At 64.7% G+C, this 15,224-nt stretch carries 17 protein-coding genes, 1 tRNA gene and 1 pseudogene; 3 read left to right on the plus strand and 16 right to left on the minus strand.

The genetic code is table 11. The features are described from left to right. Positions 1-30 precede the first annotated feature (30 nt). Together SKP52_RS12095 and SKP52_RS12100 are read right to left on the minus strand one after the other, a co-directional pair. Positions 31-390 (minus strand): annotated as a pseudogene (locus SKP52_RS12095) (YciI family protein); the annotation flags it as partial. A 90-nt stretch (positions 391-480) separates the two neighbouring features. Further along, positions 481-1,491: a GlxA family transcriptional regulator gene (locus SKP52_RS12100; RefSeq protein WP_039575019.1), complete on the minus strand. Its 1,011-nt coding sequence runs from the start codon at positions 1,489-1,491 to the stop codon at positions 481-483. Positions 1,492-1,629: 138 nt separating this feature from the next. Between SKP52_RS12100 and SKP52_RS12105 the strand changes: the two genes are divergently transcribed. The 3 genes from SKP52_RS12105 to SKP52_RS12115 all read left to right on the plus strand — a co-directional run bounded on the left by SKP52_RS12105 (position 1,630) and on the right by SKP52_RS12115 (position 4,395). Beyond that, entirely contained in the window at positions 1,630-2,457 is an 828-nt protein-coding gene (locus tag SKP52_RS12105) for an alpha/beta fold hydrolase (protein WP_039575020.1), read from the plus strand. 56 nt (positions 2,458-2,513) lie between these two features. Next, a complete protein-coding gene (locus tag SKP52_RS12110; protein ID WP_039575021.1) occupies positions 2,514-3,008 on the plus strand; it encodes a membrane protein in 495 nt (164 codons plus the stop codon). A 415-nt stretch (positions 3,009-3,423) separates the two neighbouring features. Then, positions 3,424-4,395, plus strand: a complete 972-nt coding sequence (locus tag SKP52_RS12115) for an NAD(P)H-dependent flavin oxidoreductase (protein ID WP_039575023.1) — start codon at positions 3,424-3,426, stop codon at positions 4,393-4,395. A 214-nt stretch (positions 4,396-4,609) separates the two neighbouring features. Here the strand turns inward: SKP52_RS12115 and SKP52_RS12120 are convergent, their stop codons facing one another. The 14 genes from SKP52_RS12120 to SKP52_RS12175 form a co-directional block, all read right to left on the minus strand. Then, positions 4,610-5,086: an AHH domain-containing protein gene (locus SKP52_RS12120; RefSeq protein WP_081997322.1), complete on the minus strand. Its 477-nt coding sequence runs from the start codon at positions 5,084-5,086 to the stop codon at positions 4,610-4,612. Beyond that, positions 5,086-5,931 carry a hypothetical protein gene (locus SKP52_RS12125; RefSeq protein ID WP_039575024.1) on the minus strand — a complete coding sequence of 282 codons (846 nt, stop codon included), beginning with the start codon at positions 5,929-5,931 and terminating at the stop codon, positions 5,086-5,088. The genes SKP52_RS12120 and SKP52_RS12125 overlap by 1 nt, the downstream gene beginning before the upstream one ends. A gap of 98 nt (positions 5,932-6,029) precedes the next feature. After that, positions 6,030-7,991, minus strand: a complete 1,962-nt coding sequence (locus tag SKP52_RS12130; protein WP_039575025.1) for a potassium transporter Kup — start codon at positions 7,989-7,991, stop codon at positions 6,030-6,032. 39 nt (positions 7,992-8,030) lie between these two features. Continuing rightward, the gene (locus SKP52_RS12135) at positions 8,031-8,696 is read right to left on the minus strand and encodes a tetratricopeptide repeat protein (protein WP_039575027.1); all 666 of its coding nucleotides are present in this window, start codon (positions 8,694-8,696) and stop codon (positions 8,031-8,033) included. Continuing rightward, positions 8,693-9,166 carry a cytochrome c-type biogenesis protein gene (locus SKP52_RS12140; protein WP_228383626.1) on the minus strand — a complete coding sequence of 158 codons (474 nt, stop codon included), beginning with the start codon at positions 9,164-9,166 and terminating at the stop codon, positions 8,693-8,695. Before SKP52_RS12140 ends, SKP52_RS12135 begins: the two co-directional genes overlap by 4 nt. Positions 9,167-9,249: 83 nt before the next feature. Beyond that, the gene (locus SKP52_RS12145; protein ID WP_039575028.1) at positions 9,250-9,780 is read right to left on the minus strand and encodes a DsbE family thiol:disulfide interchange protein; all 531 of its coding nucleotides are present in this window, start codon (positions 9,778-9,780) and stop codon (positions 9,250-9,252) included. Next, a complete protein-coding gene (locus SKP52_RS12150; protein ID WP_039575029.1) occupies positions 9,777-11,747 on the minus strand; it encodes a heme lyase CcmF/NrfE family subunit in 1,971 nt (656 codons plus the stop codon). Before SKP52_RS12150 ends, SKP52_RS12145 begins: the two co-directional genes overlap by 4 nt. Beyond that, entirely contained in the window at positions 11,744-11,893 is a 150-nt protein-coding gene (locus tag SKP52_RS26485) for a hypothetical protein (protein ID WP_160292408.1), read from the minus strand. The genes SKP52_RS12150 and SKP52_RS26485 overlap by 4 nt, the downstream gene beginning before the upstream one ends. After that, positions 11,890-12,324, minus strand: coding sequence for a cytochrome c maturation protein CcmE (gene ccmE / locus SKP52_RS12155; protein ID WP_039575030.1), 435 nt, complete (start codon positions 12,322-12,324; stop codon positions 11,890-11,892). The genes SKP52_RS26485 and ccmE overlap by 4 nt, the downstream gene beginning before the upstream one ends. After that, complete coding sequence (locus SKP52_RS26670) at positions 12,321-12,476, minus strand: hypothetical protein (protein ID WP_167702732.1); 156 nt, start codon at positions 12,474-12,476, stop codon at positions 12,321-12,323. Before SKP52_RS26670 ends, ccmE begins: the two co-directional genes overlap by 4 nt. A gap of 3 nt (positions 12,477-12,479) precedes the next feature. Further along, positions 12,480-13,214 (minus strand): heme ABC transporter permease CcmC, encoded by a 735-nt coding sequence (ccmC, locus tag SKP52_RS12160; RefSeq protein WP_039575031.1) that lies wholly within the window; start codon positions 13,212-13,214, stop codon positions 12,480-12,482. A gap of 224 nt (positions 13,215-13,438) precedes the next feature. Beyond that, positions 13,439-13,792, minus strand: a complete 354-nt coding sequence (locus SKP52_RS12165) for a YbaN family protein (RefSeq protein WP_039575032.1) — start codon at positions 13,790-13,792, stop codon at positions 13,439-13,441. A gap of 142 nt (positions 13,793-13,934) precedes the next feature. Next, entirely contained in the window at positions 13,935-14,984 is a 1,050-nt protein-coding gene (locus SKP52_RS12170) for a Glu/Leu/Phe/Val family dehydrogenase (protein WP_039575034.1), read from the minus strand. A 99-nt stretch (positions 14,985-15,083) separates the two neighbouring features. After that, positions 15,084-15,160, minus strand: a tRNA-His gene (locus SKP52_RS12175). Between the last annotated feature and the right edge of the window lie 64 nt (positions 15,161-15,224).

Here is a 15,224-nt window from a genome sequence, read left to right on the forward strand (position 1 = left end):
GGCGGCTTCGGCCGGAATGACATCGACGAAATCCTCCATCTCGTAGAAGGGTCGAATCTCGATCTCGCTCGGGCCGAACATCGGGTTGGGGCAGCGCTTCACCCATTCGACGGCCTCATCCATGTCCTTGACCTCCCAGATCCAGTAACCGGCGACCAGTTCGCGGGCTTCCGCGAAAGGCCCGTCGATCACGGTCCGCCTCGAACCGTCGAACGCCACACGCTTGCCGAACGACGAAGGCTTGAGACCGTCACCGGCGACCAGCACCCCGGCATTGACCAATTCCTCATTGAATTTGCCCATGTCGATGAACATCTGGTTGAGCTCGGGCGAGGGCTGCATGCCTTGTTCACTGTCTTCGGTCGCCTTTACGAACACCATCACGCGCATTTTCCATCTCCTCGTTACCGGGCCAACGGCGGCCTCGTATCTTTACGACGAACGAGCCATCACCAAATCGACACGAGGCAAGAAAAAATTTCAGGCGACCTCGGCCAGCGACCGCGGCGTCGAGAAACGCTGGCGATACTCATGCGGCGACAGGCCGATGATACGGTGGAACAATTTGCGGAACGCCGCCGCATCCTCATAGCCAACGCGCCATGCGATCTGGTCGACCGTCCGCTTGGTAAACTCAAGCAGTTCGCGCGCCTTGCCGACGCGGATATGCTGGACATATTCGACCGGGGTCATTCCCGTCGCGGCCTTGAAGCGGCGCTGAAAGGTGCGCTCCTCCATCCCCGCCTCGCCCGCCATCTCGGGCACCGCAACCGGACCCGCGCCCTTCGCCTGCAACCAGTGCTGCACCTTCAATATCGCCTCGTCGCCATGGTTGAGCCTCGGCGCAAAGCTCGCATAATTTTTCTGCTCGCGTCCCGACGGGTCGATCAGCAGGAAACGCGCCGTCTCCATCATCACCGTCGGCCCGAGCAACCGTTCGACGATGCGTAGCCCGAGATCGGTCCACGCCATCAGTCCGCCCGCGGTGACGATGTCGCCATCGTCGACGACCATCCGATCGGTCTCCATCCTTACGTCGGGAAAGCGCGCCCTGAACTCCTCGGCGAAGAACCAGTGTGTCGTCGCCGGCCGCCCCGCGAGCAATCCCGTCGCCGCCAGCGCGAACGCCCCGCCGCAATTCGACGCGAGCACCGTGCCCTGCGCGTGCCGGTCGAGCAGCCAGCGCGCATAGGGTTCGACCTCGCCCGGTTCGAGCAATTTGTGCAGGCTGCCCGGCGCGATCAGCACCGCCGGCGAATTGGCCGCGCGTTCCTCGGCATGACTGTCGTAACAGCGGGCAAATCCGCCGCCCTCCTGCAGCCGCCAATGGCTGACGCGGATCGGGCTGCGACCATGATCGACCGCGAAACGCCCGGCGACGTGGAACAGGTCGGTGATGCCATGCACCATCCCGGTCTGGCAGTCGGGGTACAGCATCATCCCGACCTCGACCAACGCGGGCGCGGCGTCGGGCACCTTCAACTTGGGCATCTCGCCTCCCCCTAATTGCACATATGTCGGATTTGACCCGCATAATGTCGCGTCCGCCAATCCCGCGCAAGGCCGGGCCGGTCTATTTCCAGATCACCGGGACGGACACCCGCCCTTCAAGTTGAAAGGAACCATATCATGACCACCATCACCACCAAGGACGGCACGAACATCTTCTTCAAGGATTGGGGCCCGAAGGATGCCCAGCCGATCGTCTTCTCACACGGCTGGCCGCTCAGCGCCGACGCATGGGACGCCCAGATGGTCTTCTTCGCGAACCAGGGCTTCCGCACCATCGCCCACGACCGCCGCAGCCACGGCCGCTCGGACCAGGTCTGGGACAACAACAATATGGACCAATATGCCGACGACCTCGCCGAACTGATCGAACAGCTCGACCTGAAAGACGTCATCTTCGTCGGCCACTCGACCGGCGGCGGCGAAGTCACCCGCTATATCGGCCGCCATGGGACCAGCCGCGTCGCCAAGGTCGCCCTCATCGGCGCCGTTCCCCCGCTGATGCTCAAGACCGAAGCCAATCCGGACGGCCTGCCGATCGACGTCTTCGACGGCATCCGCAAGGGCACTTTCGACAACCGCCCGCAGTTCTTCAAGGATCTGACCTTGCCCTTCTACGGCTACAACCGCGACGGCGCGGCGGTTTCGGAAGCGGTGCGCGACGAATTCGTGCGGCAGGGCATGAACGGCGGCCTCAAGGGCCTGCTCGACAGCATCCGCGCCTTTTCCGAAAGCGACTTCAACGAAGATTTGAAGAAGTTCGACAAGCCGACGCTCGTCCTCCACGGCGACGACGACCAGATCGTGCCGATCGGCGCCGCGGCGCTCTCGACCGTCAAGATCGTCAAGCAGGCGGTGCTCAAGGTCTACGAGGGCGGTAGCCACGGACTGACCATCACCGAGCAGGACCGGTTCAACGCCGATCTTCTCGAATTCATCAACAGCTGATGGGTAAGAGGCGCGGGCCCCCGACCGCGCCTCCTCGCCTTTTAAGGAGACGTGCCATGATCCTCGGTCTGACCATCCCGCAATTCACCACGCTTCACGTGCTGATCAGCTTCGTCGGTATTATCGCCGGCCTCATCGCGCTCCCCGCTTCCGCCCGCGGCCGCCTCCTGCCCCGCACCAACATCATCTTCCTCTGGTTCACGCTGCTCACCAGCCTCACGGGTTTCCTCTTCCCGATCCTCGCCTTCACCCCGGCGCTCGGCACGGGAATCGTCTCGATGCTGGTGCTCGCAGTCGCCTTCTGGGCTTGGTACGCCCGCAAGCTCGCCGACCGCGCCGCACCGATCTATGTGGTCACCGCGACGATGGCGCTCTGGCTCAACCTGTTCGTGCTGGTCGTCCAGTCGTTTCTGAAAGTACCCGCGCTCAACGCGCTCGCCCCCAATGGAACCGAACCGCCATTCGCAGCGGCACAGGGCGCACTGCTGATCGTCATGATCGGCCTTGGCTATCTTGCCTTCAAGGCCAGCCGGCGGCGCCTAATGGTCTAGGATATAAGCCTCATACAAATGGGGATGGCGGAATGGCGGCTAGCGACCGATAGCGGCCATAAAGCCCTCTCCCTTTGGGAGAGGGTTGGGTGAGGGTGTCTGAGGTTCGTTTTCGTCGTCGAGTGCCGATCCCTCACCCAACTTCGGCTAGGTTGCTGCGCAACCAAGCCTGCGTATCCCTCTCCCGACGGGAGAGGGTGAATGGCAGCTCACCACCCCAAAAACGGACATTCCATCTTCGCCATGCCGGCGTCGGCCGCCCGGACCCGGATCATGTCGGAGTGACGAAGTGGCGCGGGATGACGAAGCATGGAGGTCGACCGCTCACCCTAATCCCACAAACCGCCCCCTCACCCCTTGCACCACTTTCCGTTTACGTTAAGGTCAGTTTCAAACTGCTACCGGAGAGTGATTCATGGCCCTTCCCCCGATTTTCGACCGCCTGCGCCTGCCCGTGATCGGCTCGCCGCTGTTTATCGTTTCGGGGCCCGAACTCGTCATCGCCCAGTGCAAGGCGGGCGTCGTCGGCAGCTTCCCGGCGCTCAACGCCCGCCCGCAATCGTTGCTCGACGAATGGCTGCACCAGATCACCGAAGAACTCGCCGCGTGGGACCGCGCCAATCCAGACCGCCTCTCGGCGCCCTATGCGGTCAACCAGATCGTCCATAAATCGAACGACCGGCTGCTCGACGACATTGCGACCTGCGAAAAATGGAAAGTGCCGATCACCATCACCTCGCTCGGCGCACGCGAAGAGCTCAATCAGGCGGTGCACGGCTGGGGCGGCATCACGCTCCACGACATCATCGACGACCGCTTCGCGCGCAAGGCGATCGACAAGGGCGCCGACGGCCTCATCCCCGTCGCCGCGGGCGCCGGCGGCCATGCCGGCCGCCAGTCGCCCTTCGCGCTCGTGCAGGAAATCCGTGAATGGTTCGACGGCCCGATCGCGCTGTCGGGCGCGATTGGGCACGGCCGCTCGATCCTCGCGGCGCAGGCGTGCGGCGCCGATCTCGCTTATATCGGCAGCGCGTTCATCGCCACGGCCGAAGCCAATGCCGATGAGAGCTACAAGAACGGCATTGTCGAAGGGCGCGCGGGTGATATCGTCTATTCGAACCTCTTCACCGGGGTGCACGGCAACTACCTGCGCCAGTCGATCGTCGCCGCGGGCATGGACCCCGACAACCTTCCCGAAGGCGATCTCAAGACGATGAATTTCGGCTCGGGCGGCAACACCAAGGTCAAGGCGTGGAAGGATATCTGGGGTTCGGGTCAGGGCATCGGCCCGGTCACCGCGGTGCGCCCGGTCGCCGAATATGTCGCCGAACTTGAAGCCCAATATCTCGCCGCACGCCGTGAACTAGAGGCCAAGGTCCGGCTTTGAGCCGATCAACTGGGTCGCTTGCCAAGCCGTTTAACAATGTCCGCTTTGGGTAGGGAACAGTCCTTAACCTCGTCATGCTGAACTTGTTTCAGCATCCATGGACGACCTTCTCGTCCAATGCGGCGGCTGATCAAACGGCAGGCCATGGACACTGAAACAAGCTCAGGGCGACGAGAGAAGGAACGTCCCAAATCGGCCGAAAGCCGATATCACCCTACGCACCAAACAGCATTTCGATCGCTTCATCGAGATAGGGGCGATCGACGAACAGCCGCATCGGGTCGCGCCGGTTCAGCCAGAATCCTGCACCATGCCGGTCGGTCAGCGCGCGGCGTGTCGTGTCCTGTAACAGGCGCAGCCGCATCACCGCGGTGCGCCGTGCCGCTCGCAGATCGGCCGACGCGTGCAGCGTGAAATGCGCCCTGATCCGTTCGACCCGCGCCGTGATGACGTCGCTATAGCCATGGTGTGGGCCGCGATGCAGCGCATGGCCGGAGCGCAAAGCCGCCGGCTCGCTCGCGGGAAGCATCAACCCGTTGCGCCCGAAATTCTGGAGCGCAAATCCCTCCGTATGCAGTTCCTCGAACATTGCTTCCATTTGCGGTCGTTGCATCAGCGCGAAGGGGATCAAATGATGCCGCTGGAAGCCAGTTTGCGGCGGTGGTGCCCCATACCAGCCGCGTCCCGGCATCAACTATCGCGGCCGAAATCGACGACCACCGTCGACCGCTGGCTCGCGCCGCCCGCGCTTGGCAACAGGTCGATCCATTCGCCGGCCTCCAGCCCGCGCATCGTGCGCGCATGGCGGATCGGGCCGTTGAGCATCATGTCGAGAGCCAGGCGCGAGAGCCGCCGGACCATTTCGGCGACGGTCCAGCCTTCGGGAATCCGCGCTTCCAGTTCCTGACCCGCGAAAAGCACCAGCCCCCGCGTCCCCACACTGGCGCCCGCGCCATTGTCCTGGCGTCGGAACGCAACGAGGTGGAGCACCGGCGGCATGCCGCTCGCCAGCATTTCAGCGATCGACGCCCGAAATTGCGGCGCATCCGACCACAGCCGCGCCGGCGACCAGAAAATATGGCTGGCATCGAACAGGTCGATCAGCAGCACCATCATCTTGAAAAATTCGCGCATCCGCGTCGGTTGCTCGCTCGATGACGCCGCCGCGCCGTCGCCTCCGGGCTCGCGTTCTGGAATAAAAACCCAGCACGCCCCGCGCTCGCGCCATCGTCGCGGCAAGCTGGCAGCCAGCAGGCTGGTCGACGGATGATCGGGGTCGGCCAGGTCCAGCGCGGCACCTGCCGCGGGGCCGGCCAGCACCGACACCGCGCCGAACGTCAAACGAAAGCGCGGTTCCGCAATGCGCGCAGCGACATCAGCGCCGTCGCCGTCAATCCGTTCGGGCTTCAGCCCCATCCGGCGGAGGGAGGCTTCGGCGGCCTCACTCGACCCGCCCTCCATCCCCGCGCCGACGATCAGGGCAAAGGGTTCCGGGGGAACCGGCAGGATCAGAGCGTCAAGATTGCCGACATCCATAGTTGCACGGCCTTTATTGGGTCGCCCCTGCATCGCAAGACCGGCCCCGATGTTCAAACGCTTATTTTCACATGTCGCGAAGTTAACCTTCGCCGTGCTCAGATGGCGACCTGACTGCCCAGTTCGACGACGCGATTGGTCGGCAGGCGGAAATATTCCATAGCGCTTTCCGAATTGCGCAGCATCCACGCGAACAGCTTTTCGCGCCAGATCGGCATACCCGGCTTGCTCGCCGCGATCAGCGTTTGACGCGACAGGAAAAAGCTCGTTTCCAGCATCTTGAACTCGCCGCCGCAGCTCGTGACGCGGGTCAGTGCCTCGGGCACGTCGATCGGCTGCATGAAGCCGTAGTTGAGGACCAGCCGGTGGAACCCCTGCCCCAGATCCTCGAGCAGGCAGAATTTCTCCTCGGGGACGAAGGGCACGTCGGCGATCTTGATCGTCAGCAGGATGATCCGCGCGTGCAGCACCTTGTTGTGCTTGAGGTTGTGGAGCAGCGCGTGCGGCACGCCGTCGCTGCTCGACGTCATGAACACTGCGGTCCCGGGAACGCGCGTCGCGCTGTTCGCCGCCGATTTGACGAACACCGGGATCGGCATCGCGCCCTCGGCCATTTCCTGCTGCATCAGCTTGCGCCCGCGCGACCAGGTGGTGAGAAGCGTGAAGATGGTGAGGCCGATCGCCAGTGGCACCCACCCGCCGTCGGGCACCTTGATCAAATTCGCGCCGAAATAGGCGATGTCGACGATGAAGAAGATCGCAAGGAGCGGCAGCGCCTTCCACGCCGGCCATTTCCACAGCGTGAAGAGCACGACGCTGAGCAGGCAGGTGTCGATGAACATCGCCCCGGTCACCGCAATGCCATAGGCTGCGGCGAGGTTGCTCGACGATCCGAAGAAGAGGACGAGGATGATCACCATCACCATCAGCCCCCAATTGACCACCGGGATATAAATCTGCCCCGCCGCCGACGCGCTGGTGTGCTCGACGCGCAGCCGCGGCATAAAGCCCAATTGGATCGCCTGCTGGGTCAGCGAGAAGGCGCCCGAAATCACCGCCTGGCTCGCGATGATCGTCGCGAGGATCGCGAGAATGACGACGGGCACCTGCCACGCCTCGGGCATCATCTGGAAAAAGGGGTCGGCGATCAGGTCGCCGCGCGGCCCCATGTCCGCCTCGAGCACCATCGCGCCCTGCCCCATATAATTCAGCATCAGCGCGGGCAGTACGAAGGTCATCCAGCTCAGCCCGATCGGCCCGCGCCCGAAATGCCCCATGTCGGCATAAAGCGCCTCGGCCCCGGTCACCGCGAGCACGACCGCGCCGAGCGCGATGAACGCCGTAAACCCATCGACGTAGAAGAAACGCAGCGCGTTCACCGGGTTCAGCGTTTCGATGACGATCCCCGGATGATCGACGATATGGATCATGCCGAGGATCGCGAGCATCGTGAAATAGGCGAGCATGATCGGCCCGAACAGCGCCCCGACCTTCGCCGTCCCGCGCGCCTGGATCGCGAACAGCCCGATCAGGATCGCGAGCGCGATCGGCACGATATAGGGCTCGAACCCCTTGTTGACATAGCTCAGCCCCTCGGTCGCCGAGAGCACCGACATCGCGGGGGTGATCATGCTGTCGCCATAGAAGAGCGCAGTCGCGAACACGCCGAGCAGGATGATCGGCCACGTCCAGCGCTTCTCGCCCGACGAGCGGCTGATCAGCGCGAGCAGCGCCAGGCTGCCCCCCTCGCCCTTGTTGTCCGCCTTCATGATCGTCAGCACATATTTGAACGTGACGACCAGCATCATCGACCAGAAGACGAGGCTCAGCACGCCATAGATGTGCAGCCTGTCGGCCTCGATCGGATGATGTCCCGCAAAAGTCTCGCGAAACGCGTAAAGCGGGCTGGTCCCGATGTCGCCGAACACGACGCCGATCGCGCCGACGGCGAGCTTCAGCCTGCCATCGCTGTGATGTCCGTGCCCGTAATGGGCCGTTTCGGCGGCAGCAGTCGCGACGCCCCCGGCGCCGCCTGCCGCCTGTTGCGACTCAACAGTCATGGCGGGCCTTTAGACGAGCCTGAGCCTTTGTAATAGGTTTCAATTTGGGACGTCCGCGGGCGGCACGTCGACCGGGGCTTCGGCGGGCAGCCCACGCGCGTCACGCAATCGCGCCAATCGCATTTCCAGATCGGGCCGCCACGGCGCATCGGCGGGACTGCGCGCGAGCAGCTGGCTCCACACCGCCTCGGCGCCCTTCAGGTCGCCGCCCTGCGCCAGCGCCAGCCCCGCGAAGAAAGGCGGTGCGGGATGCGTCGGATCGCGCTTCGCCGCCTCGTCGAAAGCCAGCGCCGCCGCGGGCGACATCGTTCCGCCGCCATGCTGCGCCAGCGCATTGCCCAGCCCGACCCACAGGTCGACATTGTCGGGATATCGCTCCAGCCCCTTTTCGAGCGTCTTTGCCGCGAGTTCGGTCTTGCCGGTGCGCGCGAAACCGTCGGACATGCCGAGCCATTGCGCCGCGGGGCCGAAGCGTTCGGACATGCCCTGCCGTTGGTCGGTCAGCGCTTTGCCGAAATTCTCGGGCTCCTCGATCGTAGCGACCGGCTTGCCGGGCAGCGACGGATGGCCCTGCAACGCATAGCCCGCCAGCCCCAGCATCACCGCCGCTCCCGCCAGCGGCCGCGCCGCGGCGGGCAGCTTGCCGAGCCAGAAGATGCCGCCGATCGTCAGCAGCGCGGCGAGCAGGACCCACAGCCAGATCATGCCGCCTCCTCCTCGTCATCACGCGCCCCGCGGCGGAAACGGCCAAAGGCCAGCCACCCGCCGAGCGCGAGGAAGAGCAAAGGCCCGAGCCAGAGCAACGCCGTGGCACCATCGAACGGCGGGTCATAGCTGACCCAGTTCCCGTAACGCGCGACGAGCCATGTCTTGATTTCGGCCGGACTTTCCCCCGCCGCGATCTTGCTGCGCACCTCGTGCCGCATATCGCCCGCGAGCGGCGCATCGCTGTCCGCAATCGACTGCCCCTGACAGACGAGGCAGCGCAGTTCCTCCATCAGCGCCTTTGCCTTCGCTTCCTGCGCCGGATCCCGTAGCTGCTGATAGGCGTAAGGCGCGGGCGGCAGGCGATCCTGCGCGGCGGCGGGCGGTGCGAGGCCAAGGAAAAGGATGGCGAGCCCAAAAAACCACGTGCCCCTGCCAAGGCACGGGCCCATCTCCGGTCGGCGGGCCATGGAACGGCCATAGGCTCGGAATCGCACGGGCAGATGAAGGGCCCCTGCCTTCGCAGGGGCGCGGCGGCTTTGAAACAGGGGACTCACTTCATTGCCTCGAGCTTGGCGACAATCTCGGGCACCTGATCCGCCAGGATCACGCCCTGAATCTGCTCGCGGATAATCCCCTTGCCGTCGATCAGGAACGTCTCCGGCACGCCCGACGACCCCAGCGCGATCTGGACGCTGCTCTGCATGTCCGATCCGATGCGGTCGAACGGATTGCCATATTCGCGCAGGAACATCGCGACATCGTCGGGCCGGTCGCGGATTGCGATGCCGTCGATCGGCACGCCCGCGGCCTTCAGCGCCTCGAGTTGCGGCGCCTCGGCACGGCACGGGATGCACCAGCTCGCAAAGACATTGACCAGCCGCGGCCGGCCGTCGGCGAGCTGACTGCTCTTCAAGCCCTCAACGCCGGCGGTTGCCGGCGGCAAGTCGAAGAGCGGCATCGGCTTGTTGATCCACTGCGACTGGATCAGCGTCTCGGCGGGTGTCACCAGCCGATAGACAAAGGCGCCGAACAGCAATCCCATGATCGCCAGCGGCACAAACAGGACCCAGCGGTTCTTCATGGCGCGAAACGCTCCTGCGATTTGCGGCTGCGTCGCGCGCGCCAGATGTTCGGCAATTGGGCGCGGCCCAGCAGCGACAGAGATGCGCCCACCGCGATCAGCGCGCCGCCCAGCCATATCCACCATACCAGCGGCTTCCACCACAGCCGGATCTGATAGCGGCCGGCGCTGCCATCCTCGTTTGCTACCGGCTGTCCCAGCACGGCATAGAGCTGCCCGCCCGGCCGCGTCAGCAGCGCTGCCTCGTTGGTCTCAACCGGCGCACTGCCCATAAGGCCGGGAAACGTGCGGGCTTCCGGCCGCATGGTGAAGCTGCTGTCCGACGATGTCGTCGCAACCAGCGTGCCTTCGATCGCAGTATAATTCGGCCCCGCCACCGGCCTCACACCCACGAACTTCACCGCAAAATCGCCGATCTTGATTATCTCGCCGGGTGCGGCTGCAACCAACCGCTCCTTGATGAAGGCGCTTTCCGCCCCCATCCCGGCGAGGCAGACCGCTACGCCGAAATGCGCGACCACCATGCCCCAGGTCGGGAGCGGCGTGCGGCGCAGGTTACGGCCCCACAAGGGCGCAAGGCTGGCGACCGCGACGACGCCCGCGACGGTCATGCCCAAGAGCGGCAATATGCCGACCTTGCCGCCGAACAGAATCAGCGCGAACAGCACCGCCGCCCCGGCAAAAATCGCCAGCGGCAACCGCGACCACAGCCGCTTCCCGTCATCCTTGCGCCAGCTCAAGAGCGGCCCGGCGACCATCACAAGGCAGAGGATCAGCGCGAGCGGCCCCGCGACCTTGTTATAATAGGGCGGCCCGACCGAAATCTTCTCCCCCATTGCCTCGGCGACGATCGGATAGAGCGTGCCGAGCAGCACGAGCGCAAGGATCGTCGTCAGCAGCAGATTGTTGATGACGAGCGAACCTTCGCGGCTCAGCAGCGCGAATTTTTTGCCCTCCGCCACGCTCCCCGCACGCAAGGCGAACAGGGTCAAGGCGCCGCCGATATAGATCGCCATCAGCGCGAGCAGGAAGGTCCCGCGTTCGGGATCGACAGCAAAGCTGTGCACGCTGGTGAGCAGCCCCGACCGCACGATGAAGGTGCCGACCATCGACATCGAAAAGCCGATCACCGCCAGCATCACCGTCCACGCGCGCAAGGCGTTGCGCGTCGCCGTCACCGCCACTGAATGGAGCAAGGCTGCACCCGCAAGCCACGGAACGAGCGAGACATTCTCGACCGGGTCCCAGAACCACCAGCCGCCCCAGCCAAGCTCATAATAAGCCCAGTAACTGCCAGCAGTGATACCGAGCGTCAGGAAAATCCAGCTGCCGAGCACCCACGGCCGCATCGCGCGGGCGAACGCAGGTCCGATCTCGCGCGTGATCAGCGCGCCGACGGCAAAGCTGAACGCGACCGAGAGGCCGACATAGCCGACGTAAAGCGTCGGCGGATGGAAGGCGAGCCCGATGTCCTGCAGCAGCGGGTTCAGCCCCTGCCCGTCGGGCGGCGCCACCGGCAACCGCTTGAACGGGTTCGACGAGAAGAGAAGAAACGCGAAAAAGCCGAGGCTCAGCGCCGCTTGCGCCGCCAGCGTCGCGACCAGCGTATCTTCGCGCAGCCGCTTCTCGAAAATCGCGATCAGCCCGCCCGACAAGGACAGGATCATCAGCCACAGCAGCATCGACCCTTCGTGATTGCCCCACGCCCCCGCGACCTTGAAGATCATCGGCTTCAAGCTGTTGCTGTTGCGCGCAACCAGCTCGACCGACATGTCGGACCGCACGAACAGCGCGATCAGCAGGCCGAATGCGGCGGCGGTCAGCACACCCTGCGCCACGCTTGCCGGGCGAACGAGCGCTGCCAGATCCTTGGACCCGCCGCGAAGGAACAAGGTGCCCGCGACGAGCGACAGGCACGCGAGCGCGGCCGCGATCCACAGCAGTGCGAGGCCCAGTTCGGCGATCATGCAAAAATCTCGAGCGTATCGCGGCTCTTCGCCGTCTCCACCTTTTTCGTCACCCCGGCGAAGGCCGGGGTCTCACCCTCCGCTTTCATACGCACCGGCGAGATCCCGGCCTTCGCCGGGATGACGATGAAAGAGGGATGCCTCACGCCTTCGGCGCCTTCATATTCTTCGGCATATCGCCCATCTGCGGCGGCATATAGCGCTCGTCATGCTTGGCAAGGATGCGGTCGGCGACGAAAGTCCCGTCGGCGCGCATCCGGCCGTCGGCGACCATGCCGCTCTCCTCGCCGAACAGGTCGGGGACGATGCCCTTATATTCAACCGGCACCGACGCCTTGCCATCGGTCGCGACGAACCGGATCGTCAGCCCATCGGCCTGCCGGGCGATACTGCCCTTTGCGACCATGCCGCCAAGCCGCATCGCTTCGCCGACCGCGGCCTTGCCGCCCTCGATCTCGACCGGCGTGCGGAAATAGGCCGCCTCGTCGCGCAGCGCGCTTGCCGCGAGCACGCCTGCACCCGCAACGCCGCACAGCGCGACCAGCGCCAGAATCAGCCGTTGATGCTTGGCCTTCACTTGCGGTCCTTCCGCAGCGCGTCGCTGCGCCTCTCGGCCTTTTTCATCGCATGCCAGCTATACCATAGCACCGCCCCGGTCAGTACGACCGTCAGCCCATAGGCCGCGGCGACAAACGCCCATTGCCCGCCCCCGCTGATTACCCCCGTCACGCGCTAAATCCCCTCGTCGTCCGCGAGCCGTCGCAATCGCGCCGCAACGCGGTTGTCGGCAATGATCCGCCGCATCCGCATCAATACGATCGCACCGAATAGCAAAGAAAAGCCGAACACGGTCAAGCCCAATGGCCACAAGAGCGCCCCGTCGATGCTCGATCCGCCCAGCGTGATGCTCGGCCCTTGGTGCAGGCTGTTCCACCACACGACGCTCCTGTTGATGATCGGAATATTGATCGCCCCGACCAACGCATAGACCGCCGCGCCCCGCGACAGCGAGCCGCCTTGCCTTTGCCCGTCGTCGCCGCTCGTCAGCGCAATAAAGCCTGCATAGAGAAAGAGGAGAATGAGCATCGAGGTCATCCGCCCGTCCCATTCCCACCAGGTCCCCCAGGTCGGGCGGCCCCAGATCGATCCGGTCGCAAGGCACAGCGCGGTAAACAGCATCCCCGGCACCGCGATCGCGCGCGCCGCGATGCCCGACAACGGATGCCGCCACACCAGCTGCACCAACCCGGCGATCGCCAGTGACGTCCAGCCTCCCATGCCGAGCCACGCCGAAGGGACATGCACATAGAGAATGCGCGCGGTCTCGCCTTGCTTGTAATCCCCCGGTACCATCGCGAGCCCGGCCCAGCCGCCAGCGAGAACGAGCAACAGCCCAACGCCCAGCAGCCACGGTGTCAGCGGCTTGGCAATCGCAAGAAAGCGCGTGGGATTAGCGTAAGCGTGCATCGGGTCGCGTCGTCCTTAGGCGAGCCGGAGAAAGCGGTCCAGCAATTTGCCCGGTGCCCGCATCGGCGGATGACCGGCTTCGACCAGAAGTTGCCGTCCCACTTGCTACTTCGTCATTCTCGCGAAAGCGGGGACCCAGCGAGCTGACGTCGCAACTGGGTTCCCGCTTTCGCGGGGATGACGAAATTGGAGATGTACGCTCACCACCCCAAATCCGACGAAACTCAACCCTCCGGCCGCGTCCATATCCAGCTCCCGGTGACGGCGGCAGCAATCACCGGGATCATCAGCCAGGGCCAGGGCGCAAAGATCGCGGCAAGCATGATACTGAAGGCAAAGGCGGCCGTCGCGGCGATCTTGCCCTTTCGGCTGATCGCCCCCTTCTCGCGCCACGCGGCGATATGACGCCCGAAATGCGGGTGCGTCAGCAGCCAAGTCTCGAGCCGCGGCGACGATCGCGCAAAGCAAAAGGCCGCCAGGATCACGAACGGCACCGTGGGCAGCAGCGGCAGGAAAGCGCCGATCGCGCCAAGCCCCAACGATGCCCAGCCCGCGATCAGATAGAAATGCCGTTTCATCGGGAATGAGGCTTAGCGAATTCCAAGCTCGGCGCTAGCCCCTACCCCGTTCCCCGGCGAAGTCCGGGGTCCAGAGCGTTTGAGAGCCAGCATTGAGTTAGACCGCTCTGCGCCCCGGCCTTCGCCGGGGCGCAGCTGGAGCTCAACCCCGCCCGATCAGCTTCTGCGCCATCCGATCGGCAACCGACGAAGCGGGCGTGCCACTCGCCTTGCTTTCGGCCCAGATTTCCGCAAGCCGGCCGGGGATCAGGTGGATGCGGCTCTCGACTTCTTCGCGGCTGCCCTGTCCCAGATATTCGAGCGCGACGTTGATGATGCCGCCCGCGTTGATCACATAATCGGGGGCATAGACGATGCCGCGATCGTGGATACGCTGGCCGTCGAGTGCGGTCGCCAGCTGGTTGTTCGCGCCGCCCGCGACGATCGGCACGCGCAGCTTTTCGATGCTCGCCTCGGTCAGGATCGCGCCCAGCGCATTGGGGCTCAGCACGTCGGCCTCGACCTCCATGATCGCCGCCGAATCGGCGAGTTCGGCTCCGAGCTCGTCGGCCAGCTGCTTCGCGCGCGCCAGATTGACATCGGCGAGCGTCAGCTTCGCGCCCTCGGCCGCCAGCCGCCGCGCAACGCCGCCACCGACGCTGCCGACTCCCTGAATCGCGATCCGCACATCCTTCGCGCTGTCGGTGTTCAGCCCCTCGCGAATCGCCGCCTTGATCCCGAGATAGACGCCCAGCGCGGTCAGCGGGCCGGGATCGCCGCCCGCCTCGCCGCTCGCCACGGGCAGGCCGCTGACATGCTTCGTGTGCTGCGAGATCTGGACCATGTCGGCGTCGGTGATGCCGACATCCTCGGCGGTCACATAGGCGCCGCCAAGCGATTCGACCGCGCGGCCGAACGCCGCGAGCAATTCGGGGGTCTTCGCGGCGCCCTCGTCAGCGAGAATCACGCCCTTGCCGCCGCCCATCGGCAGCCCCGCCATCGCATTTTTATAGCTCATGCCGCGCGACAGGCGCAGCGCATCGGTGATCGCCGCCGCGCGCTGCGGGTAATGCCAGTAACGCACGCCACCGGCGCCGGGGCCGAGGTGGGTCGAGTGGACGGCGATTACCGCCGTCAGCCCGCTGGCGCGATCGCGGAACATGTGAACATGTTCATGATCGTCGAAATCGGCGAAATCCCAGACTGCGGACATTGGCTCCATCCTCGCATAAGAAAATTACGTAAGGGCGCAATAATGCAACGGACGCCACGAGTCATCCCAAAAGCGCTTGTGCGCGATGATCATAGAAAATGGGGCGACCAACGGGGCTCGAACCCGCGACCTCCGGTACCACAAACCGGCGCTCTAACCAACTGAGCTATGGTCGCCACATAAGCGAAGAGCGGCGCACGAAGCACCCTCGACAGCGCGCGGCGAATAGGCGCGCATCCC

This window comes from Sphingopyxis fribergensis, assembly GCF_000803645.1.
Taxonomy (GTDB): domain Bacteria; phylum Pseudomonadota; class Alphaproteobacteria; order Sphingomonadales; family Sphingomonadaceae; genus Sphingopyxis; species Sphingopyxis fribergensis.

What these genes read in the sequence shown, in the direction of transcription:
- SKP52_RS12170 (WP_039575034.1), bottom strand. Translation starts at nt 14,984, where the DNA reads ATGTCCGCAGTCTGGGATTTCGCCGATTTCGACGATCATGAACATGTT.
- SKP52_RS12110 (WP_039575021.1), top strand. Translation starts at nt 2,514, where the DNA reads ATGATCCTCGGTCTGACCATCCCGCAATTCACCACGCTTCACGTGCTG.
- SKP52_RS12105 (WP_039575020.1), top strand. Translation starts at nt 1,630, where the DNA reads ATGACCACCATCACCACCAAGGACGGCACGAACATCTTCTTCAAGGAT.
- SKP52_RS12115 (WP_039575023.1), top strand. Translation starts at nt 3,424, where the DNA reads ATGGCCCTTCCCCCGATTTTCGACCGCCTGCGCCTGCCCGTGATCGGC.
- SKP52_RS12100 (WP_039575019.1), bottom strand. Translation starts at nt 1,491, where the DNA reads ATGCCCAAGTTGAAGGTGCCCGACGCCGCGCCCGCGTTGGTCGAGGTC.
- SKP52_RS12120 (WP_081997322.1), bottom strand. Translation starts at nt 5,086, where the DNA reads ATGCCGGGACGCGGCTGGTATGGGGCACCACCGCCGCAAACTGGCTTC.
- SKP52_RS12165 (WP_039575032.1), bottom strand. Translation starts at nt 13,792, where the DNA reads ATGAAACGGCATTTCTATCTGATCGCGGGCTGGGCATCGTTGGGGCTT.
- SKP52_RS12140 (WP_228383626.1), bottom strand. Translation starts at nt 9,166, where the DNA reads ATGGCCCGCCGACCGGAGATGGGCCCGTGCCTTGGCAGGGGCACGTGG.
- SKP52_RS12125 (WP_039575024.1), bottom strand. Translation starts at nt 5,931, where the DNA reads ATGGATGTCGGCAATCTTGACGCTCTGATCCTGCCGGTTCCCCCGGAA.
- SKP52_RS12130 (WP_039575025.1), bottom strand. Translation starts at nt 7,991, where the DNA reads ATGACTGTTGAGTCGCAACAGGCGGCAGGCGGCGCCGGGGGCGTCGCG.
- ccmC (WP_039575031.1), bottom strand. Translation starts at nt 13,214, where the DNA reads ATGCACGCTTACGCTAATCCCACGCGCTTTCTTGCGATTGCCAAGCCG.
- SKP52_RS12135 (WP_039575027.1), bottom strand. Translation starts at nt 8,696, where the DNA reads ATGATCTGGCTGTGGGTCCTGCTCGCCGCGCTGCTGACGATCGGCGGC.
- SKP52_RS12145 (WP_039575028.1), bottom strand. Translation starts at nt 9,780, where the DNA reads ATGAAGAACCGCTGGGTCCTGTTTGTGCCGCTGGCGATCATGGGATTG.
- SKP52_RS12150 (WP_039575029.1), bottom strand. Translation starts at nt 11,747, where the DNA reads ATGATCGCCGAACTGGGCCTCGCACTGCTGTGGATCGCGGCCGCGCTC.